This is a genomic window from Actinomadura luzonensis (assembly GCF_022664455.2).
Lineage (GTDB): Bacteria > Actinomycetota > Actinomycetes > Streptosporangiales > Streptosporangiaceae > Nonomuraea > Nonomuraea luzonensis.
The window spans coordinates 3,665,029-3,687,380 of record NZ_JAKRKC020000001.1 but is presented as its reverse complement, the minus strand read 5'-3'; the positions used below and the strand labels follow the sequence as shown (position 1 = coordinate 3,687,380).

The 22,352-nt window shown below is 74.7% G+C and carries 20 protein-coding genes; 11 read left to right on the top strand and 9 right to left on the bottom strand.

Features of this window, described 5'->3' with window-relative positions:
• The first annotated feature begins 193 nt into the window (after nt 1–193).
• The 5 genes from MF672_RS18075 to MF672_RS18055 all read left to right on the top strand — a co-directional run bounded on the left by MF672_RS18075 (nt 194) and on the right by MF672_RS18055 (nt 5,610).
• Nucleotides 194–568, top strand: coding sequence for a cupin (locus tag MF672_RS18075; protein WP_242381995.1), 375 nt, complete (start codon nt 194–196; stop codon nt 566–568).
• Between the two features lie 82 nt (nt 569–650).
• The gene (locus tag MF672_RS18070; RefSeq protein WP_242381996.1) at nt 651–1,652 is read left to right on the top strand and encodes a hypothetical protein; all 1,002 of its coding nucleotides are present in this window, start codon (nt 651–653) and stop codon (nt 1,650–1,652) included.
• Between the two features lie 84 nt (nt 1,653–1,736).
• Complete coding sequence (locus tag MF672_RS18065) at nt 1,737–2,165, top strand: Fur family transcriptional regulator (protein ID WP_302893229.1); 429 nt, start codon at nt 1,737–1,739, stop codon at nt 2,163–2,165.
• A gap of 22 nt (nt 2,166–2,187) precedes the next feature.
• Entirely contained in the window at nt 2,188–4,464 is a 2,277-nt protein-coding gene (katG, locus tag MF672_RS18060; RefSeq protein WP_242381998.1) for a catalase/peroxidase HPI, read from the top strand.
• A 135-nt stretch (nt 4,465–4,599) separates the two neighbouring features.
• Nucleotides 4,600–5,610 (top strand): DUF1838 family protein, encoded by a 1,011-nt coding sequence (locus tag MF672_RS18055; protein WP_247815287.1) that lies wholly within the window; start codon nt 4,600–4,602, stop codon nt 5,608–5,610.
• A gap of 27 nt (nt 5,611–5,637) precedes the next feature.
• On the opposite strand, the gene MF672_RS18050 is transcribed toward MF672_RS18055, so the two are convergent.
• The 8 genes from MF672_RS18050 to MF672_RS18015 all read right to left on the bottom strand — a co-directional run bounded on the left by MF672_RS18050 (nt 5,638) and on the right by MF672_RS18015 (nt 14,877).
• Entirely contained in the window at nt 5,638–6,234 is a 597-nt protein-coding gene (locus MF672_RS18050) for a GTP-binding protein (protein WP_242383867.1), read from the bottom strand.
• The gene (locus MF672_RS18045; RefSeq protein WP_242383868.1) at nt 6,215–6,616 is read right to left on the bottom strand and encodes a DUF742 domain-containing protein; all 402 of its coding nucleotides are present in this window, start codon (nt 6,614–6,616) and stop codon (nt 6,215–6,217) included. Before MF672_RS18045 ends, MF672_RS18050 begins: the two co-directional genes overlap by 20 nt.
• A complete protein-coding gene (locus MF672_RS18040; RefSeq protein WP_407654731.1) occupies nt 6,613–7,065 on the bottom strand; it encodes a roadblock/LC7 domain-containing protein in 453 nt (150 codons plus the stop codon). Before MF672_RS18040 ends, MF672_RS18045 begins: the two co-directional genes overlap by 4 nt.
• Complete coding sequence (locus MF672_RS18035; protein ID WP_242383869.1) at nt 7,062–9,425, bottom strand: sensor histidine kinase; 2,364 nt, start codon at nt 9,423–9,425, stop codon at nt 7,062–7,064. Before MF672_RS18035 ends, MF672_RS18040 begins: the two co-directional genes overlap by 4 nt.
• Nucleotides 9,426–9,611: 186 nt before the next feature.
• Nucleotides 9,612–12,113 (bottom strand): FtsX-like permease family protein, encoded by a 2,502-nt coding sequence (locus MF672_RS18030; protein ID WP_247815286.1) that lies wholly within the window; start codon nt 12,111–12,113, stop codon nt 9,612–9,614.
• Entirely contained in the window at nt 12,110–12,802 is a 693-nt protein-coding gene (locus MF672_RS18025; protein WP_242383909.1) for an ABC transporter ATP-binding protein, read from the bottom strand. Before MF672_RS18025 ends, MF672_RS18030 begins: the two co-directional genes overlap by 4 nt.
• Nucleotides 12,799–13,308 (bottom strand): PadR family transcriptional regulator, encoded by a 510-nt coding sequence (locus MF672_RS18020; RefSeq protein ID WP_242383910.1) that lies wholly within the window; start codon nt 13,306–13,308, stop codon nt 12,799–12,801. Before MF672_RS18020 ends, MF672_RS18025 begins: the two co-directional genes overlap by 4 nt.
• Before the next feature lie 33 nt (nt 13,309–13,341).
• Complete coding sequence (locus MF672_RS18015) at nt 13,342–14,877, bottom strand: flavin-containing monooxygenase (protein WP_242383911.1); 1,536 nt, start codon at nt 14,875–14,877, stop codon at nt 13,342–13,344.
• A 106-nt stretch (nt 14,878–14,983) separates the two neighbouring features.
• On the opposite strand from MF672_RS18015, the gene MF672_RS18010 reads away from it, so the two are divergent.
• The gene (locus MF672_RS18010) at nt 14,984–16,222 is read left to right on the top strand and encodes a PucR family transcriptional regulator (RefSeq protein WP_247815285.1); all 1,239 of its coding nucleotides are present in this window, start codon (nt 14,984–14,986) and stop codon (nt 16,220–16,222) included.
• A 115-nt stretch (nt 16,223–16,337) separates the two neighbouring features.
• Here the strand turns inward: MF672_RS18010 and MF672_RS18005 are convergent, their stop codons facing one another.
• Nucleotides 16,338–17,060, bottom strand: a complete 723-nt coding sequence (locus tag MF672_RS18005) for a class I SAM-dependent DNA methyltransferase (RefSeq protein ID WP_242382470.1) — start codon at nt 17,058–17,060, stop codon at nt 16,338–16,340.
• Between the two features lie 137 nt (nt 17,061–17,197).
• On the opposite strand from MF672_RS18005, the gene MF672_RS18000 reads away from it, so the two are divergent.
• The 5 genes from MF672_RS18000 to MF672_RS17980 all read left to right on the top strand — a co-directional run bounded on the left by MF672_RS18000 (nt 17,198) and on the right by MF672_RS17980 (nt 22,264).
• On the top strand, nt 17,198–18,736 hold the full coding sequence (locus tag MF672_RS18000) for an alpha/beta fold hydrolase (RefSeq protein WP_242382471.1): 1,539 nt from the start codon (nt 17,198–17,200) through the stop codon (nt 18,734–18,736).
• 182 nt (nt 18,737–18,918) lie between these two features.
• On the top strand, nt 18,919–20,124 hold the full coding sequence (gene trpB, locus MF672_RS17995; protein WP_242382483.1) for a tryptophan synthase subunit beta: 1,206 nt from the start codon (nt 18,919–18,921) through the stop codon (nt 20,122–20,124).
• Complete coding sequence (gene trpA / locus MF672_RS17990; RefSeq protein ID WP_242382472.1) at nt 20,121–20,918, top strand: tryptophan synthase subunit alpha; 798 nt, start codon at nt 20,121–20,123, stop codon at nt 20,916–20,918. The genes trpB and trpA overlap by 4 nt, the downstream gene beginning before the upstream one ends.
• 9 nt (nt 20,919–20,927) lie before the next feature.
• The gene (locus MF672_RS17985; RefSeq protein WP_242382473.1) at nt 20,928–21,683 is read left to right on the top strand and encodes a GntR family transcriptional regulator; all 756 of its coding nucleotides are present in this window, start codon (nt 20,928–20,930) and stop codon (nt 21,681–21,683) included.
• A gap of 173 nt (nt 21,684–21,856) precedes the next feature.
• A complete protein-coding gene (locus tag MF672_RS17980; RefSeq protein ID WP_242382474.1) occupies nt 21,857–22,264 on the top strand; it encodes a hypothetical protein in 408 nt (135 codons plus the stop codon).
• Nucleotides 22,265–22,352 lie beyond the last annotated feature (88 nt).

The window sequence follows — 22,352 nt, the reverse complement described above, 5'->3', positions numbered from 1 at the left end:
TTGTCGCAAGGATTGTCTCAATAGAATGCGACAGAGCCTGCGACAAAGTCAACCGGCTACTCCGGCCGTCGTACGTCGCCCGTCCGCTACGCCCGGGGCGGTGATCGCAGGAGTCTTCCCGCGGCCGACGACGCGGCGGCCCAGGAGCGGCACCATCGACACCGTCCCTGCCCCACGGAGAAAGGCCGCCCGCATGACCGTCAAACCGCTCGAGCTGTTCGGCTCCTCCATCCACCTGCGCCGCGGCGGCGAGATCTCCACCGGGAGGGAGCCCGCCCAGGACGGCTGGCGGCTGCAGGCCGTCCACGCCAAGACCGGCGACGACGTGCGCGCCGACCACTGGCAGGCGCATCCGGACGCCGAGAAGATCGTCTCCTGCCTGGTCGGCAAGATCCGCCTCTACCTGCGCCCGGAGCGGCCGGGGGAGCCGGAGGAGGAGATCAGGCTGACGGCCGGGACCGCCGCCATCGTCCCGCGCGGCCGCTGGCACCGCATCGCCCTGGACATCCCCAGCGACGTCCTGGCGGTCACCCTGCCCGGCGACGGCCGCCTGGAGCGGGTGCGCTGACCACGACGACCGCCCGGGGCGGGGCCAGGCGAGAACGGCGTCAGGCGAGCGGCGGCGGCGCGTAGATCGTTACGCTGCGGCCATGTCGCTCACGTCTTCAGCACGCGCCGCCATGGCCGCCGTCCTCGTCGCCACCGCCCTGATCGCGCACGAGCCCCCGGCGGCGGCCGCGGACCGGGTCCTGCGGGTCTACAGCAACAACATCGAGAACCTGGTGCGCAACAACGCCGACGGCACCTGCACCCGGGTCTCCGGCCCCGACCACCTGGCGTCCATGCTCGTGGACGACGACGGCCGGACCGGCACCTCCGGCGTGCGCCCGCCCGACCTGCTGATCCTCCAGCAGGTACGCGGCGCCGGCCAGGCCACCGCCTACGCCGACCAGCTCGCCGCCAGGTTCGGCTACCCCGCCGGCACGTACGGGGTGGTCGTGGCCTGGGCCGACCCCGAGCCTTGGGGCGGCAGCCACCACTGCAGCGACCAGGCGCTCGGCGACCTGAAGAAGAAGCAGACCAACGCCCTCGTCTACAACACCAGGACCCTGGCCCTCGCCGCCGGCGACGTCTCGAAGTACTGGAGCGCGGGCTGGCTCAAGCCCGGCACCGCGTACGCCGGCGGCGCCGGCTGCACCCTGTACAAGCCGCCCAGCAACGACGACGGCAGCGCCTACGCCTACAAGTGGAAGCGCACCAGCGCCATCGCGGCCAGGTTCACGATCAGGGCGACGGGCACGGCGGTCTTCGCCGCCACCCTGCACCTGCCGGAGCAGAACGGCGCGAACGCCTGCGCGGGCGACGGCTACACGGGCGTCGCGGGCTCCGGCATCCATGTCGGCGCCGACGCCACGGCCCTGATGAACGCCTCCGCCGTCCGGGTGATCGGCGTGGACGCCAACCGCACCGGCATCGCCGCCTCCACCCTGTCCGGTTCCGGCATGACCGGGTACGGCACGGAGGCGACCATGGGCACCCGCAAGATCGACTACTTGTTCGTCAAGGGCGAGGTGCAGCCGTCCGGCATCGGCCACACGGTGAGCGGCACGAAGTCGAACCACCTCGCCTTGTACGGGTTCATCACGTTCTGATCCGAGCGGGACCGGACGCCGCCGGCGCGGCTCGCCGGGCGGAAAACTTGAACTGTTCCAGATTAGGGAGATATGTTGGTCGGCATGGCGTCCGACTTCGAGGCACAGTTGCGAGGGGCCTCGCTGCGCGTGACCCGTCCGCGGTTGGCAGTGCTCGCGGCACTGCACGAGCACCCGCACGTCGACACCGACACGGTGATCTCCCTGGTCCGGGCCGACCTCCCCAGGGTCTCTCACCAGGCGGTGTACGACGTGCTGCGTGCTCTGACCAACGCCGGTCTGGTGCGTCGCATCGAGCCGGCCGGCGCCCCCGCCCGCTACGAGACGCGGGTGGGCGACAACCACCATCATGTCGTGTGCCGTTCGTGCGGCGCGATCGCGGACGTCGACTGCGCCGTCGGCCACGCCCCCTGCCTCACCGCCTCCGACGACCAGGGCTTCCTGGTGGAGGAGGCGGAGGTGACCTACTGGGGCACCTGCCCCGACTGCGCGAGCAGACGCCCTACCCCGTGATCCGGCAGTTCGGAAGGAAATAATGAGCGACACCCAGGACAACGCCCCCGCCAGCGCGCAGGGCGTGGACCAGAAGGCCGCGGCCGGCTGCCCGGTCGCGCATGACTCCGTGACAGCGCACGGCAGCGAGAGCGAGAACCCGGCGATCGACTCGCCGTCCCCCAGGGCCGGCGGCCGTCCCCGGACGAACCGCGACTGGTGGCCGAACCAGCTCGACCTGTCGGTGCTGCGCGCCCACTCCTCCAAGAGCGACCCGCTGGGCCCCGGCTTCGACTACGCCAAGGAGTTCCAGAAGCTCGACGTCGAGGCGCTCAAGCAGGACATCATCCAGGTGCTCACCACGTCCCAGGACTGGTGGCCGGCCGACTTCGGGCACTACGGCGGCCTCATGATCCGGATGAGCTGGCACGCCGCCGGCACCTACCGCATCCACGACGGCCGCGGCGGCGCGGGCGACGGCGGCCAGCGCTTCGCCCCGCTCAACAGCTGGCCCGACAACGCCAACCTGGACAAGGCCCGCCGCCTGCTGTGGCCGGTCAAGCAGAAGTACGGCCAGAAGATCTCCTGGGCCGACCTGCTCGTGCTCGCCGGCAACGTCGCCCTGGAGTCGATGGGCTTCAAGACCTTCGGCTTCGGCTTCGGCCGCCAGGACGTCTGGGAGCCCGAGGAGATCTTCTGGGGCCCCGAGGACGCCTGGCTCGGCGACGAGCGCTACGTCTCCGACAACGAGATGGTGCCGGAAGTCGGCGCGACCGAGATGGGCCTCATCTACGTCAACCCGGAGGGCCCCCGCGGCAACGCGGACCCGGCCGCGGCGGCGCACTTCATCCGCGAGACCTTCGCCCGGATGGCGATGAACGACGAGGAGACCGTCGCCCTCATCGCCGGCGGCCACACCTTCGGCAAGACCCACGGCGCCGGCGTCGCCGACGACCACGTGGGCCCCGAGCCCGAGGGCGCGCCGCTGGAGGCGCAGGGCCTCGGCTGGCTGAGCACGCACGGCACCGGCAAGGGCGCCGACACGATCACCAGCGGCCTCGAGGTGACCTGGACCGACCGGCCGACGCAGTGGAGCAACCGCTTCTTCGAGATCCTCTTCGGCTACGAGTGGGAGCTCACCACGAGCCCCGGCGGCGCCAAGCAGTGGGTCGCCAAGGACGCCGAGGCGATCATCCCGGACCCGTACGACCCGAACAAGAAGCACAAGCCGACGATGCTGACGACCGACCTGTCGCTGCGCGTCGACCCGGAGTACAACAAGATCTCCCGCCGCTTCCTGGAGAACCCGGACGAGTTCGCGCTGGCCTTCGCCAAGGCCTGGTACAAGCTGCTGCACCGCGACATGGGCCCGGTCAGCCGCTTCCTCGGCCCGTGGGTGCCCGAGCCCCAGCTCTGGCAGGACCCGGTGCCGGCCGTCGACCACCCGCTGGTGGGCGAGGCCGACGTCGCCGCGCTCAAGGCGAAGGTGCTGGAGTCCGGCCTCACGACCGCCCAGCTCGTCTCCACCGCGTGGGCCTCGGCCGCGAGCTTCCGCTCCACCGACAAGCGCGGCGGCGCCAACGGCGCCCGCATCCGGCTGGAGCCGCAGCGCAACTGGGAGGTCAACCAGCCCGAGCAGCTCGCGTCGGTCCTGAAGGTCCTGGAGAGCATCCGGGACGAGTTCAACGAGGCCGGCGGCGCGAAGATCTCGCTCGCCGACCTGATCGTGCTGGCCGGCTCGGCCGCCGTCGAGCAGGCCGCCCGCGAGGCCGGCGTCGAGGTGACGGTGCCGTTCCACCCGGGACGCACCGACGCCACCCAGGAGCAGACCGACGTCGAGTCCTTCCGGGTGCTCGAGCCGCGCGCCGACGGGTTCCGCAACTACCTGCGCCAGGGCGAGAAGACGCAGCCGGAGGTGCTGCTGATCGACCGCGCCTACATGCTCAACCTGACCGCGCCGGAGATGACCGTCCTCGTCGGCGGCCTGCGCTCCCTCGGGGCCAACGTCGGCGGCGCGCGGCACGGCGTCCTGACCGACCGCCCGGGCGTGCTCACCAACGACTTCTTCGCCAACCTGCTCTCGCCGGGCACCCGGTGGAAGGCGTCGGAGTCCGAGGAGCACGTGTACGAGATCCGCGACGTCGCCACGGACGAGGTGAAGTGGACCGCCACCGCGGTCGACCTCATCTTCGGCTCCAACTCGCAGCTGCGCGCCCTCGCCGAGGTGTACGCCAGTGACGACGCCCGCGAGAAGTTCGTGGCCGACTTCGTCGCGGCCTGGACCAAGGTCATGGAGCTCGACCGGTTCGACCTCGTCTGACCCTGTCCCACCTGCCGGGCCCGGCCGATCACCGCGATCGGCCGGGCCCGCCCGTGCGCGGGCTGGACAACCCGTCGCGCGGCATGATCACAATATGGCGCTGCTCGCCCCCCTTCCCGGCAGGAAAGGCCGACCGTGATCAGAAAAGGTTTCACCGGGCTGCTGGCTCCGATCGCCCTGCTCCTGGCCGCCACCAACGTGCCCGCCGCGGCGGCGCCGCGCCAGGAGCCCGCGGCGGCGCCGCGCCAGGAGCCCGCGGCCGCCACCTTGCCCGGCCCGGTCTACGCGACCGTCACCGACAAGAGCGCGAAGCTGTCGCTGCAGACGTTCGGGCGTCCGGACGGCAAGGACATGGTGTTCCGGATCTCCGGCGCGGTGTACGCCAACGTCGAGGGCAACAGCCTGGACCCGGCGCTGCGGCACGGCCAGAAGCTGTTCAACCTCGAGGGCTACAACATCCGGCGCCTGTACCGGGCGCCCGACACCAACCAGCTCTACCAGCTCTCCCGGGAGATCGTCTTCTACACCGACCCGGCGGACCCGCACCGGGTGCTGCGCGAGTGGAAGAACCCGGTCGACGGCAGGACGTACCCGGTCGTCCCGATCAACAACGACACGGTGAACTTCGGCCCGTTCCCGATCACCTCCTCCTACGTGGGGCCGCCGCTGCAGCAGCTCCACGACGAGACGGTGTGGACCAGCGACATCCCGGTCCGCACCAACCTGGGCGCCACGCTCGGCGAGCGTTTCGGCCTGGTCGGCGGCGTGTACGCCGCGCAGGAGATGTTCGACTTCTCCGTCGACCGGCGCGAGGTGGCCGCCCGCACCGGGCCCGGCGTCCCGGCCGGCGCGATGAAGACGAAGATCAGCTGGGCGCGGACCAGCCCGTGGGCGCCGTTCATGTGCCTGCCGGAGACGGACGTGCGCGGCCAGCTCACCTACCACGCCCGGAGCTGGTCGCTGGACTCCTACGCCAAGGTCGAGCCGTGGCTGCGGGCCGAGGTCGAGGCCCGCTACCCGCTGTACAAGGCCGCCCCGGCCGCGCCCGGGCCGAGCGAGAACTCCTGGACGTCGTTCTACAACAAGCAGCTCGGCAAGGGCGCCACCACCTGGGCGGCCTGGTGCGCCGCCAACGGCCGCGCTTAGCGGCCCCGCCCGGCCGGCGCCGGGCGCTCAGTCCGCGGGGCGCGGTGCGGCGGCCGTCCGCACCGCCATCAGGTGGTCGATCAGCGCCAGCAGCACATCGCGCCCCTCCCTGCGGTCGCGGGCGTCGCACAACACCAGCGGCACCTGCGGGTCGAGGTCGAGCGCCCGGCGGATCTCCTCGCGGGTGCGGTCGCGTACGCCGTCGAAGCAGTTGACGCCGACGATGAACGGCACGCCGCGGCTCTCGAAGAAGTCGATCGAGGCGAAGCTCACCTCCAGGCGCCGGGTGTCGACCAGGACGACCGCGCCGAGCGCCCCGTTGACCAGGTCGTTCCACATGAACCAGAACCGCTCCTGGCCGGGGGTGCCGAACAGGTAGAGCACCAGGTGGTCGTTGACCGTGATGCGGCCGAAGTCCAGCGCGACGGTGGTGGTCGACTTGCCGTTCAGGCCCTCCAGGTCGTCCACGCCGACGCTGGCGTGGGTCAGGTACTCCTCGGTGCGCAGCGGGGCCACCTCGCTCACCGCGCCGACCATGGTCGTCTTCCCGACGCCGAACCCGCCGGCGATCAGGATCTTCACGGCCAAGGGAGCCTCGTCGTGGTCAGAGCTCTCGTAAGCCATCCCGCACCGCCTTGAGTATCGCTATGTCGGGGAGAGCGCCGCGCTGGGCGAAGGCCAGCGGCGCCCGGGTCCGCAGCCGGCCCGCGTCGATCAGGTCACCGATGAGGATCTTGGTCACCGAGACCGGGAGGTTCAGCGCGGAGGCGATCTCGGCCACCGCCAGGGGCCGCCGGCACAGCGCGAGGATGCTGCGGTGCTCGGGCTGGGTGCTGCGCCGGTGCGCGGGCCCGGCCTCCTCGTCGGGCGCGGCGACCGTGGTCACCACGGTGATGAGCGCCAGGTCGTGCCGCTCGGGAGCGGTGCGCCCGCCGGTGATCGTGTAAGGACGGACAAGGGGCTCGTCGGCGCCGTCGTCGGCGAACCCCTCCGTCCAATGTCTCATCCGTGGCCCCCTATATCGAGGTGGCCGCCGAACTCGCGGTCCTCGGGAGCGCGGGCGTCGGTGCCGAGCTTCTGCCCGACCTGCTGGATCAGGGTGTGCATCGCGACGCTCATGAGCTCCGCGTCCACCTCCTGCGAGGCCAGCACGGCCAGGTGGGTGCCCCGGCCGGCGGCGGTGATGAACAGCCACACGTCGGCCATCTCGATGATGATCTGGTGGACCGGCCCGCCGCTGAACAGGTGCCCGGCGCCGCGCGCCAGGCTCTGCTGGCCGGTGGCGATCGCGGCCAGGCGCTCGGCGTCGGCGCGCGGGATGGTGCGGGACCGGCTGATCACCAGGCCGTCGTCGGACAGCACGACGGCGTGCCGGGTGCCGGGGACGCGATCGACCAGACCGTCCAGCAGCCAGTCCAGGTCTCTGTTGGTGGCGGTGGTGCGCTGCGTCATCATCGGTCTTCCGTGGTCGGGGGCATGGGGTCGGGGGAGCCGCCCGGCGGGGCCGGGAAGGCCTCCTCGCCGGTACGGCGCAAGCGGGACTGCCGCTGGAAGGCGCCGATGACGGCGCTGGAACGGCTGGGCCGGTCGCCGGCGGCCCACTCCTCCTGGTCGCCGGGGGTCTCGGCCGGGGCCTTCAGCTCCTCGGCCAGGCTGGCCTGGCGCACCCGCTGGGGGAGCGGCCGGGGCCCGCCGTTCTCCCGCTCCGGCGCGGCCGCCGGGGACGGCGCGGCCGGCGCGGGCGCCGCGACGGTCGCCAGGGCGTGTCCTCTCGTGCGGGTGGGCAGCGCGCCCGCACGCGGGCGGTCCTCCTCGGGCGGGTCCGGCTCGGCCGTGCGCGGGCGGTCCACCACCATCGTCTCGGGCAGCAGCACGATCACGCGGGTGCCGCCGAAGGCCGACGGGCGCAGCTCGACCTGCAGGCCCAGGCCGGCGGCGAGCCGGGCGACCACGTACAGGCCGAGCCGCACGTCGTCGGCGTGGGTCATCACGTCGAGCTGCGGCGGCGCCTGCAGCAGGGCGTTGACGGCGGCGTACTGCTCGGGCTCCATGCCGAGGCCGCGGTCCTCGATCTCCACGGCGACGCCCTTGCTGACCGGCGTGCTGCGCACCTCGACGGGGGTGAGCGGCTTGGAGAAGGTGGTGGCGTTCTCCATCAGCTCGGCCAGCACGTGGATCATCGGGCCCACGGCGCGCTCGGCGATCCAGTACTCGCCCTCGACCTCGATGGAGATGCGCCGGTAGTCCTGCACCTCGCTCTGCGCGGCCCGCAGCACGTCGAGCAGCCGCACCGGGTTGCGCCAGCGGCGCTGCGGCTGCCCGCCGCCCAGGATGACCAGGTTCTCCTCGTAGCGGCGCAGCCGCGCGGTGAGATGGTCGAGGTCGAACAGGCCCTCCAGCACCGCCGGGTCCTCGTGCTTGCGCTCCAGCTCGTCCAGCTTCTTCAGCTGCAGGCCGATGAGGATCTGGGTGCGGCGGGCGATCCGCTGGAGCATGCGCTGGAAGCCGCGGTGCTGCTCGGCCTGCCGCACGGCGGTGCGCACGGCGCTGCGGCGGGCCACGTTGAGCGCCTGGCCGAGCTCGCCCAGCTCGTCGCCGGTCGGCTCGATCGCGCGCACCTCCGCGTCGGCGTCGACGTCCTCGCCGCGCTCCAGCCGGGCCACCACGTCGGGCAGCCGCTCCTGGAGCTCCTGCGCCTCCTGGCGCAGGCGCAGGATGCGCCGCCGGAGGACGGCGGTGACGCGCCAGCTCGTGAGGATCACCAGGGCCAGGGCGAGCAGGCCCACGGTCGAGATGCTGACGAACACCGTGAAGATCATGTCGGCGTGGTCGTGGCCGACCCGGCTGACGTAGGCGAAGCGCAGGCCGGCGAGCTGCCGCAGCTGCGCGGTGACGGACGCCACCGACGACCGCCAGGCCGCGCCGTCGTCGCCGAGCCGCACCTGGTCGCGCCCGGAGCCGCTCGCGGCCGTGGCCAGCCGTCCCTCCACGGCGGTCATCGTGCGCCACGCCTCGCCGCCGGTGATCGTCGCGTACCTCGTCTCCTGGCCGGTGAGCGCGGGCAGCACCCGGGCGTGCATGAGGTGGTTGCGGGTGCCGAGGGCCTCGGTGACCAGGGCGTACTCGTTCCTGGTCAGCCGGCCGGTGTCCCAGCCGCGGGTCAGCAGGGCGTCCTCGCGGCCCAGCAGGTCGATGATCCACAGGAGGTCCACCAGGGGCTGCGCCCCGATGTTGACCTGGCTCTCGCCGGTGTGGCTGAGGGCGGTCAGCACGCCGAGGTCCGTCTCCAGGACGCCGCTGTAGTAGTCGAACGTCTGCTGGGGGCTGGACCAGCCCGCGTCCACCGCGCGGCGCTGCTGGTCGAGGAGGCCGAGGTCGCGTTCGGCGCGGCGCAGCGCGGCGGCCAGGCCCGGCTGCGCGTCGGTCAGGTCCAGGTCGTCGGCAGTGGGGAAGGCTTGCACCGCCCGGTCGGTGGCGGCGCGCTGCCCGGCGAGCTTGTCGCGGGCGGCGGCACCGGGGCTCGCCTGCGCCTTGGCGGTGAGCCTGCGCTCCTGGTCGAGGGCGAAGAACAGGCCGGCCGCGGGCCGGCCCACCGTGGTGGTGGCCAGCTCCAGCTGGGCCTTCTCCTCCTGCCACTGGCCGGCGAGCTGGCGCATGCCGGACGCCAGCAGCGGGGTGAAGGTCACGCTCGGCACGATCACGACGATGAGCAGCACGGTACGTAACGGCAGCCGGCGGACGCCGCCCGCCCGCCGCGACCCGTCACCGGCTCCCTCGGCCGTCCGCCGGCGCCGGCCCTTGCCCCATCCAGCCACGTGCAGGACACTCTCCTCGCCGGTCGGTGAACGCTGTCGCGAAAGACCGCCGCACGGACGATCGGTGCCCGATCGTAGCCATACGGCTGTTGAGCCGGTAGACCCCTGTTGCTGGTGTCCGGTTCCGTCCTGGCGTTCTGTCCACTCAAGCGGCGTCTAGTCGGATTCAGTGCCGGGAGCGGCGGCTCACGGGGTCCGGCGGGCGAGGGCCGGCCCGGTCCGGGTGACCAGCGCCGCCGCGGCGGCCAGCACGGGCAGCCCCACGACCACGGCGAGCAGGAACGGCCACGGCACGGCGACGGTGGCCGGGTCCCCGGAGCCGTGGCTCGTCATCGGCCGGCTCAGCGCCACGCCCGTCACCGCCCCGGCGGCCAGCCCCACCAGCGCGCCGAGCCCCGAGATGTAGAGCGCCTGACCGGCCACGACGAGCCGCATCACGCCGGCCGGGGCGCCGACGGCCGTCATCGTCGCGCGCTCCGGCGCCATGTCGGCGGCCGCGAGCCGGGTGGCGGCGAGGGTGCCGCCCACGACGAGGACGAGGCAGCCGGCGAGCCAGGCCCACAGGCCCGGGTCGGGCAGGTTGCGGTAGCCCTCCTCCTGCGCGACCGTGACGCGCGGGGTCACCCGGGCCAGGTCGCGCGGCAGCGCCGAACCGGCGGGCAGCCGGTGCATGGCGTAGAGCTGGCGCTCCGCCGTGACGAAGCCGGCCCGCTCGACCAGGGCGCGCGGCAGCAGCGCGCCGCCCTGGTGCTCGCCGGCGGGGGCGGCCACCACGGCGGGCACGTCGAGCGTGCGCGGCGGGCCGCCCGTGGAGCCGGCCCGCAGCCTGAGCATGCCGCCGCGCACCGCCGCCGGGTCGAACACCACGGCCTTGCCGCTCGCCAGCGCCGCCGCCGCCCGCGCATCGTGGCGGCCCTGCAGGAGCGCGAGCAGGTCCTGGCCGCCGACGGCCGCCGTGCGGCGGGTCCTGGTGCCGTTCCAGCGCACGGTGTACCGCAGCGCGTAGCGGTGGCCCTGGGCGTCCCGCGGCTGGTACCCGGCGGCCAGCGGCACGCCGGGCAGCCGGCGGGCCGCCTCGGCGCGCAGCCGGCTCCAGGTCGCGTCGTCCATGGTGCCGCCCCAGATCGCGAGCAGGCCGGCCGGGCGGGCCGAGGTGTAGGCGTCGCGGCGGTCCACGTGGTCGCTCCAGGCGCCGATGCCCACCGCGACGACCGCGGCGGTGACCGCCGTGACGGCCGCGACGGCGCTCGCCGTACGGGACCGGTGGCGGACCGCGTCGCGGACCGACACCCGCAGCGGGAGCCGCAGCCGCCCGGCCGGCCGGCCCGTGACGCCGACCAGCCACGGGATCACCGCCACCAGCCCGATCATGGTCAGCGCCGCGGCGGCCCACACCCACACCGGGTCCGGCTGGCGGCGCGCGGCCACGGTCGCCGCCAGCCCGGCCAGCACCAGCGCGGCTCCGGCCAGCGGCCACCCGGCCCGCTCGCGCGTCGCGGGCGGGCGGCCGGCCAGCACGGCCGCGGGTCCTGCCGCCGCCTGCACGGCGGGCACCAGCGCCGCCGCGATCCCGGCGAGCAGGCCCAGCGCCGCGACGCCCAGGACCGGCGGCCACGGCACGTCCGGCGGGCCGACCTGCCCGGACTGCCCGGCCCAGCGCGCCACGACCTGGGCGCCCAGCAGGCCGGCCGCGACGCCGAGCGCCGTCGCCACGAGGGTGGCGGCGCCGCCGAGCAGCAGCCCGCCGGCCAGGACGATCGTCCGCAGGTGCCCGGCCGAGCCGCCCTGCGCCGCGATCAGCGCCAGCTCCTCACGCCGCCGCCGGAGCCCCACCGCGAAGGCGGGCCCGGCCAGCAGCGCGGTCTCCAGCACCGCCATGACCGCCATCGTCCCGAGCGCGACCGCCTGCCGGACGCCGCCGGGGGAGGGGCCCGGCGCGGACAGGAACATGGCGCGGGAGGTGACGTGCAGGCCCGCCCGGTTCAGCGCGGCCACCTGGGTCCAGGTCACCGGCGTCGCGGTGCCTGCGAGCCAGCCGCGGCCGGACAGTCCGGGGGACCAGAAGTCCTCCGCCTGGAGCTGCGGCAGCTCGGGGCCGGCGACCGCGCGCAGCGCGGGCCGGTTCGGGTGCTCGACGACGCCCGTCACCCGCAGCGGCGCCGCGCCGGACGGCCGCACGAGGTCGCCGGGGCGCAGGCCGAGCGCGGGCGTCACCGCGACCTCGCCGGGCGCGGGGAGCCTGCCCTCGCGCAGCGTCAGCATCCCGCGGGTGAGGGGGTCGCGCAGGTCGGTCTCCACCGCCTCGGCCTGGCCGGTGCTCAGCCGGAGCGTGCCGGTGCTGTACGGGATCAGCCGGGCGCCCGGCCCGAGCAGGGCCGCCACGCCGGCCGCCCCCAGCTCGGGGGCGGCCTCGGCAGCGGGCCGGCCGTCGCCGGTGCTCCAGCTCGTCCCGTCCGGCCGCTGCTGGATCGTGGTGCCCGCGGGCGCCTGGACGAGGCGGGCGCCGGCGGCGCCGAGCGCGGCCGCCAGGCCCTCGCCCCGCGTCACGTCCATGGTCTGGACCAGGGTGAGCAGCCCCGTGAACACCAGGACGGGCAGGCCGATCAGCACCATGACGAGGACGCTGCGGCCCCGGGACCGCCAGGCGTCGCGGCGGGCCAGGCGGAGCGCGGCGCGGGCGGCGCTCATCGGGCGCTCGCCAGCGGCGTGTCCGTGGCGTCGGCGATCGTCCCGTCGCGCAGGAAGACCACCCGGTCGGCCCAGGCGGCGTAGCGCGGCTCGTGGGTGACCAGCAGGACCGCCGCCCCGGCGTCGCAGCGCGTGCGCAGCACCTGCAGGATCTCGTCGCCGGCGCGCGTGTCGAGGGCGCCGGTCGGCTCGTCGGCCAGCAGCAGGCGCCGCTCGCCCACCAGGGCGCGGGCGATCGCGACCCGCTGGCGCTGACCGCCCGACAGCTCCTCGGGGAAGCGGCCGGCCAGGTCGGCCACGTCGATCTCGGCGAGGGCCGCCATCGCCTCCTCGCGGGCGGTGCGCGAGCGCACGCCGTCCAGCTCGCGCGGCAGCATGACGTTCTCGGCGGCCGTCAGCGACGGGATCAGGTTGAGGTCCTGGAAGACGTAGCCGACCTCGCGGCGGCGTAAGGCCGCGAGGTCGCGCACGGCGGCGAGGTCGTGCTCGCCGAGCCGCACCGTGCCGGACGTGGGCCGGTCCAGCCCGCCGGCGAGGTTGAGCAGGGTCGACTTGCCGGACCCGGACGGGCCCATGACGGCGACCAGCTCGCCCGCCTCGACCGCCAGGCTGACCCCGCGCAGGGCGTGCACGGCCGCCGCCCCCTCGCCGTGCACCCTGGTCACCTCGGTCAGCCGTACGACTGTCATGGTTCCTCCCTGAGAACGGCCTCGCAGTGGTCCAGCCAGCGCTGTTCGGCCTCGGCCCGGAAGATCATCGAATCGAGCACCAGCCGCTGCGCCGCGCCGTCGGCGGCGGCCCGCTTGGCCCTGGTGAGCTGCTGCAGGGTGCGCATGGTCGCCGTGCGCTGCCGCTGGATCACCTCGGCGACGTCGGTCTTCCTGGCGGCGACGGCCATGGCCAGCTTGATGACCAGCTCGTCGCGCGGCCGGTCGGAGTCGGCGACGGGGGTGCCGAACCAGCGGGCCAGCTCCTCCTGGCCGGCCTCGGTGATCGAGTAGGCGACCCGGCCCTGCTCGTCCGTCGCGCCCGGCGCGACCAGGCCGTCACGCTCCAGCCGGGACAGCGTCGTGTAGACCTGGCCGATGTTGAGCGGCCAGATGGCCCCGGTCGACGCCTCGAACTCGACCTTGAGCTGGTAGCCGTGCCGGGGCCCGCCGCTGAGGAGGGCGAGCAGGCCGTGTCTGACCGACATGAGTACTAAGTATGCATACGCAGTATGCGTTACTCAAGTCGCCGGGCCGCTCCGGCTCGTCGTGAAGCGCAGTTCGGGGCCGGCCACGCCGGCGGCGCGCAGCAGCCTGACGTCGTCGCGGTAGCTCGTCGAGGTCAGCCACGGCGCCCGGTCCCCCTGGCGGGGCAGGGAGGCGACGGCCCGCCGGACGTAGCCGGCGCCGAAGTCGAGGAACGGCCGCGTCGGCATGTCCGGGTCGGCGGGCTCGGGCCGGCAGGTGTCGTGGCCGTGCGCGTCCATGTACGCCAGCAGCCGGCAGAAATGCTCGCACAGCAGGTCGATCTTCAGCGTCCAGGAGGAGTTGGTGTAGCCGATCGCGTAGGCGAGGTTCGGCACGCCGGACAACATCATGCCCTTGTAGGCGACCGTGCCGGACAGCCGCACCGGCTCGCCGTCCACGGTGAGGCGCAGGCCGCCGAGCGCCTGCACGTTCAGCCCGGTGGCGGTGACGATCAGGTCCGCCTCCAGCTCGCGGCCCGACTCCAGCAGCAGCCCCCGCTCGGTGAAGGTGGCGATCCGGCCGGTGACCACGCTCGCCCGGCCCTCCCGGACGGCGCGGAACAGGTCGCCGTCGGGCGCCGCGCACAGCCGCTGGTCCCACGGGTCGTACGGCGGGTTGAAGTGCTCGTCCACCGGGTAGCCTGGCGGCAGCCGCCGGACGTTGGCCCGCCGGATCAGCCGCCGCGCCGCCTTCGGGTAGCGCCGGCACAGGCTCCAGACCAGCCGCTGCTGGGCGATGTTCTTGCGCCGGGTGAGCGCGTGGCCGCGTTCCTCGCCGAGGTACCTCTTCAGCGCGTTGGCGAGCGCGTCCTTCCGCGGCACCGGCATGACGTACGTCGGCGTGCGCTGCACCATCGTCACGTGCGCGGCCTCGGCCGCCATCGCCGGCACCAGCGTGACCGCGGTGGCGCCGCTGCCGATCACCGCCACCCGCCTGCCCGCGTACTCCAGGTCCGCGGGCCAGTCCTGCGGGTGCACGACCGGGCCGGCGAACCGTTCGCGGCCCCGGAAGTCCGGGGTGAACCCCTCGTCGTAGCGGTAGTAGCCGCCGGCGCAGAAGATCCACCCGGCGGTGAGCGTGAACCGCTCGCCGGTGCCGGTGCGCTCCACCTCGACGGTCCACGACGCCCGCTCGCCCGACCAGGACGCGCCGAGCACCTTGTGGCGGTAGCGGATGTGCGGCTCCAGGCCGTTCTCCGCCACCGTCTCGCGCAGGTAGGCGAGGATCCGCGGCGCGTCGGCGATGGACTGCTCGTCGCGCCACGGCTTGAACGCGTACCCGAAGGTGTGCAGGTCGGAGTCGGAGCGGATGCCCGGGTAGCGGAACAGGTCCCACGTCCCGCCGGACGCCTCGCGCGCCTCCAGCACCGCGAAGCTCTTGCCCGGCGCCATCACCTTCAGGTAGCGGGCGGCGCCGATCCCCGAGATCCCGGCCCCCACGACCAGGACGTCCAGGTGCTCGGCGGCGGGCGGCTCGGCGGCGGGCGGCTCGGCGGCGGGCGGCTCGACGGCGGGCGGCTCAGCGGACATGGGCGGCGGCTCCAGGCTGTGACGGCGGACCAGCTCCATCCTGCGGCGCGGCGGCCGCCGGCCGGAAGCACGATCCGCACCACATTCGAGGCTCTAGGGTGACGATATGCACCACCAGCCCTGGCCGCCGCCGTCCCCCCGGGTGCGTGAGCTGATCCGGCGGGGCGCCGAGCTGGCGCTCACCCCGCCCGCCGCGTGGCTGGCCGAGCTCGACGCGGCCACCCTGACCGGCGCGGCCCGCCGGCAGATCGCCGCCGACCCGGTGCTCGCCGCCGGCACCCGCCGCATCAACCGCGCCAACCTGCTGGTGTGGGCGGCCGCCAACGTCCGCGCGCCGGGCGCGCCCGTCCCGGCCAACGACACCGAGCCGGCGCTCGCCGCCGCCCGCGACATCGTCCGGCGCGGCCTGGACGAGTCCGCCCTGGACGCCTACCGGGCCGGCGAGAGCGTCGCGATCCGGCTGTGGACGCAGCTCGCCTGCACCCTCACCAGCGACCCCGGCGAGCTGCGCGAGCTGCTGGACGTGTCCCTGCGCTCCATCGCCGCCTTCGTCGACGACACCGTCACCGCGATCTCCGCCCGGATGCGCGCCGAACGCGACGAGCTCACCCGCGGCAGCCACGCCGAACGCCGCGAGACCGTCGCCCTGCTGCTCGAAGGGGCCCCGATCACCCGGCAGCGCGCCGAGAGCCGGCTCGGCCACGCGCTGCGCCCGCCGCACACCGCCGCGATCGTCTGGACCGACGACCCCGGCGCCGACCTGCGCGGGCTCGACCGCGCCGCCGACGCGCTGGCCGAGGCCGCCGGCCAGGCCCGCCCGCTGAGCGTGCTGGCCGGCGCCGCCACCCGGTGGGTGTGGGTGCACGGCCGGCCGGACCTCGGGCAGGTGCGGGCCGCCCTCGACGAGCTGCTGGCCGTCCGCGTCGCGCTCGGCCCCACCGCGCCCGGCGTGGACGGCTTCCGCCGCAGCCACCTCGACGCGCTCACCACCCAGCAGCTGCTCGCCCGGCTCACCTCGCCGTCCCGGCTCGCCACCCACGACGAGGTCGAGCTGGTCGCGCTGCTCACCGCCGACCCGGGAAGCGCCGGCCGCTTCGTCAGGCGGGTCCTCGGCGACCTGGAGGGCGCGCCGCCCGAGGTCGTCGAGGCGCTGCGCGTCTTCATCGCCGAGCAGTGCAACGCCACCCGGGCCGCCGCCCGGCTGTTCGCCCACCGCAACACGCTGCTGCGCCGGCTGGCCCGCGCCGAACGCCTGCTGCCGCGCCCGCTCGCCCGGCACACGGTCGAGGTCGGGGCCGCCCTGGAGGTGCTGCGCTGGCGCGGCGACCCGGCCGGCCGGCCGTGACGCCCGCACCCCGGGTGCGGCCGCCGTGGAGACGGCGGGCCAGGACGAGGCCGCCGCGGAGACGGCGGGCCAGGACGAGGCCGCCGCGGAGACGGCGGGCCAGGACGAGGCCGCCCTAGGGACGGCGGGCCAGGACGAGGCCGCAGCGCGCCGCGCCGTCCTCGCGCCGCCCCAGCTCCGCCAGCGGGACGACCGTCACGCCGAACCCCGCCGCCCCCAGCTCGGCGCGGACCGCGCTCAGCGGGCAGGTGCCGTAGTACATGACGAAGGGCGGCCGCCACACCGCGTTGCGCAGCCGCATGGCCGTGTCGAAGCCGAGCAGCGCCCAGTAGGGGAGCGATCCGACCGGCGGGGGCGCGGCGACCGGGAAGGCGAACAGGCCGCCGGGCCGCAGCGCCCGGCGCACCCCGGCGAAGAGCGCCGGCCGCTCGGCGGGCAGGAAGTGGCCGAGCGCCCCGAAGCTGACCGCCAGGTCGAAGGCCCCGGTGAAGCGCTCGCCGGCGGGCAGGGCGCGGACGTCGGCCCGCACCCAGTCGGCCTCCGGATGCGCCGCCCGCGCCCGCGCCAGCATGCCGCCGCTGAAGTCGACGCCGGTCACCCGCTCCCGGCACAGCGGCCCGAGGACGCGCAGGCCCGCGCCGGTGCCGCAGCACACGTCCAGCCCCCGCCCGAACGGCCCGAGCGGGCGCAGGGCGGCGGCGGTCGCGTCGAGGACGGCGTCCGGGGTGCGGAAGGGCGTGTGCTCGAACTTCGGGGCGAGCAGGTCGTAGCCGCGCTCGACCGAGGAGAGCGCCTGGGTCACCAGCTCGGGCAGCGACGGCCCCCTGGGCGAGAACATCCGCCCAGGCTACCGCCCCGCGTTACCGGGCGAACTTCCCCATTCCGGACCACAGGCGCGCCCGCATGCCCCATGATCGACGTTGGCCCGTGCGCCCCGCGTCCGGGCCGGACCTGTCATTCGAGGATCGGAGCGATTTGCGGAAGAGAACACCCCTGCTCGCCACCGCCGTCCTGGCGCTGGCGGCCTTACTCCCCGTCCCGCCGGCGGGCGCCGCAGCGGCGTCCGCAGCGGCGGCCACCCCGCAGGGCGGCATCACCTGGGCGCCCTGCGAGGAGGAGCCCAGCGCCGAGTGCGGCACGCTGACCGTGCCGATCGACTGGTCGCGCCCCGACGGGCCGACCATCGACCTGGCCCTGGCCCGCCGCAAGGCCACCGACCCCGCGGCCCGGATCGGGTCGCTGGTCATCAACCCGGGCGGCCCCGGCGGCTCCGGCGTCGAGGCCGTGTACGGCGCCCCCGGCTCCTACACCGAGGAGCTGCAGAAGCATTTCGACATCGTCGGGTTCGACCCGCGCGGCGTCGGCCGCAGCCACCCGGTGATCTGCTCGGCGTCGGTGTACAACCAGATGCCGCACACGGTGATGTCCAGCCAGGCCGACTTCGCGGCCTGGGACGCCTTCACCAAGAAGCTGCACGCGGACTGCCGCGAGCGTACCGGCCCGCTCTACGACCACGTCGACTCGCGCAACGTGGCCAGGGACATGGACGCCCTCCGCGCCGCCCTCGGCGAGGAGAAGCTGAGCTTCTACGGCATCTCGTACGGCACGCTCATCGGCCAGATGTACGCCGAGCTGTTCCCCGGCCGGATCCGCGCCCTGGCGCTGGACAGCAACATGGACCACAGCCTCGGCGTCGCGGGCTTCCTGGCCACCGAGGCGGTGGCCGTCGAGGACGCCTTCGACCAGTTCGTCGGCTGGTGCGAGGCCGACGAGAGCTGCGTCCTGCACGGCCGTGACGTGCGCAAGATGTGGAAGGACCTGCTGGCCAAGGCGCGCCGCGGCGAGCTGGTCTACCCGAGCACCGGCACGAGGATGACCGAGCTTCAGGTCATCTACAACGCCGCGCTCGGCACCGAGGGCCCCGACTGGCGCACGCTGAGCGAGGTCATCGACTGGCTGAGCGGCGGCCCGGAGCCGTCGTGGGTGCCGCCGCTGTCCGGCCGGGGGCCGGTGGAGGGCGACGTGGCCTGGCTGCCGACGCGCATCCTGTGCCAGGACTACAACCTCCGGGTGCGCGACTACGACGAGTACGCCGCCCTCATGAAGGTGTCGAACGTGCTCGCGCCGGACACGCGGTACCACCCGTACCCGATCGACGACCTGCCGATCTGCCTGAACTCGACGCCGACCAACCCGCCGCACCAGCTGCGGTACACCGGTGACGCGCCGATCCTGCTCGGCAACTCGCTGCACGACCCTGCCACCCCGTACGTCTGGTCGGCCAACGCGACCAGGCAGCTCGGGCCGAAGGCGGTGCTGCTCACGTACGAGGGCTGGGGGCACCGCATCTACGGCAAGGACAAGTGCCAGACCGACATCATCGACCAGTACCTGATCGCGCTGACCGTGCCGCCGCGCGGCACCCGGTGCGCGGTGGGCACGCCCGAGGAGAGCCTGCTGAAGAAGCAGCCGACGCGGACGTGGCCGACCGACCAGGCCCACTGGGCGAGCTGATCCGGGAAGCGGCAACGCGAAGCGAAGGCCCCGGCCGGCGTCCGCCGGCCGGGGCCTTTCGCGTGCGCGGGCGCGAGGAAGGCGGCGCCGGCCGGACGGGGGTGGCGCGCCGCGGCCGGTCCGTGTCACACTCACTGTTATAGAACTCTCTGAAGAGTTATAGAACGAACGAGGTGAGCACGATGCGAGAGGCGTCGCTACGGCCCGGGCCCGCCCCGGCGGCCGCGACCATGGGGGAGCCGGGGCCGCGCGGCCGGTTCGGCGGGTACGGCGGCCGGTACGCGCCGGAGTCCCTGGTCGAGGCGTGCCGCGAGGTGGAGGAGGCGTTCCGCGAGGCGCGCGAGGACCCCGGCTTCCGCAACGCCCTGGCCGAGCTGCTCGCCCTGCACGCCGGGCGGCCGACCCCGCTCACCCCGGCCGGCCGGCTGTCGCGGGAGCTGGGCGTGCGGCTCTACCTCAAGCGCGAGGACCTGACCCACACCGGCTCCCACAAGATCAACAATGTGCTGGGGCAGGCCCTCCTCGCCACCCGGATGGGCCGGCGCAGGCTCATCGCCGAGACGGGGGCCGGCCAGCACGGGGTGGCGACCGCGACCGCCGCCGCGCTGCTCGGGCTGGAGGCCACGGTCTTCATGGGCGAACGCGACATCGAGCGCCAGGCGCTCAACGTCTTCCGGATGCGGATGCTGGGCGCCGAGGTCGTCCCCGTCACCACCGGCAGCCGCACCCTCAAGGACGCCACCAGCGAGGCCATGCGCCACTGGGTGGGCGCGACCGCCGGCTCCCACTACTGCGTCGGCTCGGTCATCGGGCCGGACCCGTACCCGTGGATGGTCCGGGAGTTCCAGCGCGTCATCGGCGACGAGGCCCGCGCCCAGTGCGCCGCCGAGCTGCCCGCCGGCGTCCCGGACCACGTGGTCGCCTGCGTCGGCGGCGGCTCCAACGCGGCCGGCACGTTCGCCGGCTTCGCCGACACCACGGCCCGCCTCACCGGCGTCGAGGCCGAGGGCGGTGCCGGGGCGGCCCGCGGCAGGCTCGGCGTCCTGCACGGCTGCCGCTCGCTGTTCCTCCAGGACGGCGACGGCCAGATCGTCGAGGCGCACTCCATCGCCGCCGGCCTCGACTACCCCGGGGTCGGCCCGGAACACGCCCACCTGCGCGAGCTCGGCCGGGCCCGTTACGTCACGGTCACCGACGACGAGGCGGTCGCCGCGGCGGTGCGGCTGGCCCGCGCCGAGGGCATCGTCCCGGCGCTCGAATCGGCGCACGCCCTCGCCTGGGTGATCCGCGCGGCCGGCGACGGCGGCCTGCCCGCCGGATCGACGGTGCTGATGACGCTGTCCGGCCGGGGCGACAAGGACATCTCGACCCTGAAGGAGCTGCTGTGACGAACGCCCTCGCCCCCGGCGCCGTCGAACGCCACCTGCGCGCCCGCCGCGACGCCGGCCGCCGCCTGCTCATGCCGTACATCACCGGCGGCGTCACACCCGGCTGGACCGACTACCTGCGGGCCTTCGCCGAAGCCGGCGCGGACGCCGTCGAGCTCGGCCTGCCGTTCTCCGACCCCACGCTTGACGGCGTCACCATCCAGCGGGCCAGTGAGGCGGCGCTGGCCAGGGGCGTGAGCACCCGCCGCATCCTCGCCGAGCTGGCCGAAGCGCCGCATCCCGGCGTTCCGCTGGTCGCCAGCACCTACTACAACCTGGTGCTGCACGACGGGCCCGAGGCGTTCTGCGCCGCGCTGCGCCGGGCCGGCGTCGCCGGCCTGATCGTGCCCGACCTGCCCGTCCACGAGGCGGACGAGCTGGCGGACGCGGCCGCCGCCGCCGGGATCGACCTGGCCCTGCTGGCCTCGCCCGCGACGCCGCAGGCCAGGCTGGCGGAGATCGCGCGCCGCAGCCGCGGGTTCGTCTACGCCGTGTCGGTGATGGGCACCACCGGAGAGCGGGCCGCCCTCGCCGCCTCCGCCGCGGAGCTCGCCGCGCGGCTCAGGCACGGCACCGACCGGCCGATCTTGCTAGGATTTGGCATCTCCACGCCTGACCAGGCGCGGGAGGGCGGCCGCCACGCCGACGGCGTGGTGGTCGGCGCCGCCGTCATGCGGCGGGTGCTCGACGGGGCGGGGCCGGACGACCTGCGGGCCTTCATCGCGACCCTCCGGCGGGCCCTCGACCAGGAGTGACGCACCACGATGACCCCCGACGCCGGGCACGCCGCGAGATACCGCGCCATCGCCGCCGACCTCGCCGCGAAGATCCGGTCGGGACACTACGCCCCCGGCGCGGCGCTGCCCCCGCAACGGGAGCTCGCCGCCTCCTACGGGGTCACCCTCATGACGCTGCGGCAGGCGTTGCGGGAGCTGAGCGACGAGGGGCTGATCGTGCAGCGGCCCGGCAAGGGCACGTTCGTGGCCCCGCCGCACCTGGCGTACCAGCTCGGCTCGCTCCGCAGCCTGGCCGACGACCTGCGGGAGCAGGGTCACGACGTGCGCACGGAGGTGGCGGGCCGGGCGATGCGCCGGGCCCCCGCCAGGATCGCGGCGGAGCTGCGGCTGCGCCCCGGCGACACCGCGCTGCGGCTGGAGCGGGTGCGTGAGTTCGGCGGCCGGCCGGCCGTGCACCAGGTGTCCTGGGTCCGCCGGCCGGTCGCCGACCAGATCCGCGACCGCGACTTCACCGCCGTCTCCCTCTACGCGGCGCTCGCCGACGCGGGCGTGGCGGTCGCCCGGGCGTCCGAGGTGGTCCGGCCCGGCCTGCTCGATCCGGCCGCCGCCCGGCGCCTGCACGAGCCCGAGGGCAGCCCGGTGCTGGTCAGCAGCCGGATCACCTACACGCCCGACGCCGTCCCCGTCGTGTCCGACCACGCCACGATCCTCGGCACGATGATGGAGATCCGCACCGAACGCGCCGCGACCGGCCTCTCCCTCGCCTGGCGCGCCACGAGCTGACCGCCCGCCGGCCGCCCCGGCCTGCCTGACACCGGCGCGGGCGTCAGGCGTCGTGTCAGCACGGCGACGGCCCGGTGTCAGCGCGGGCCGCGAGGGTGAACCCGTGAACGGCCCGGCGGCGTGCCGGCCGCTCGTTCACCTGCCGCACGCGACCGCCGCCAAGGAGCCGAACGATGATCACCACCCTCACCGGCCAGGACAGGATCACCCTGCGCACCGCCGCCTACGGCGCCGTCTCCCTGGTGGTCGCCGCCGACGCCACCGGCAGGCCGCACCGCGCCGCCTCCGAAGGCTCCATCGCCCTGGGCTCGGCCACCGGCCTGGTCGGGCACGTGCTCGCCGAGTGGCCCAAGGGCGTGAACCTGCGCGGCAAGACCGTGGCGGAGCTCGCCGACCTGGTGCTGCCGGCCCTGACGGCGGCCATGGACGTGCTCAGGGAGCTGGACCCGGCCGAGGCGGAGAACTTCCGGACCACCGTCCTCGTCGCCGTCGAGACGGCGGCCCGCGCCCACCGGCGCACGCCCGGCCCGGCTCTGGCCGCCATGATCCGCAAGATCACCGCCGCCCTCGACGCCGCCTGACGCCGCCTGAGGCCGCCACCGCCGGGCCGCGCGGGTGATGTCCGGCCGATGTCCGGCTGATGTCCGGTTCCCGGCCTGGCCGCGCGCG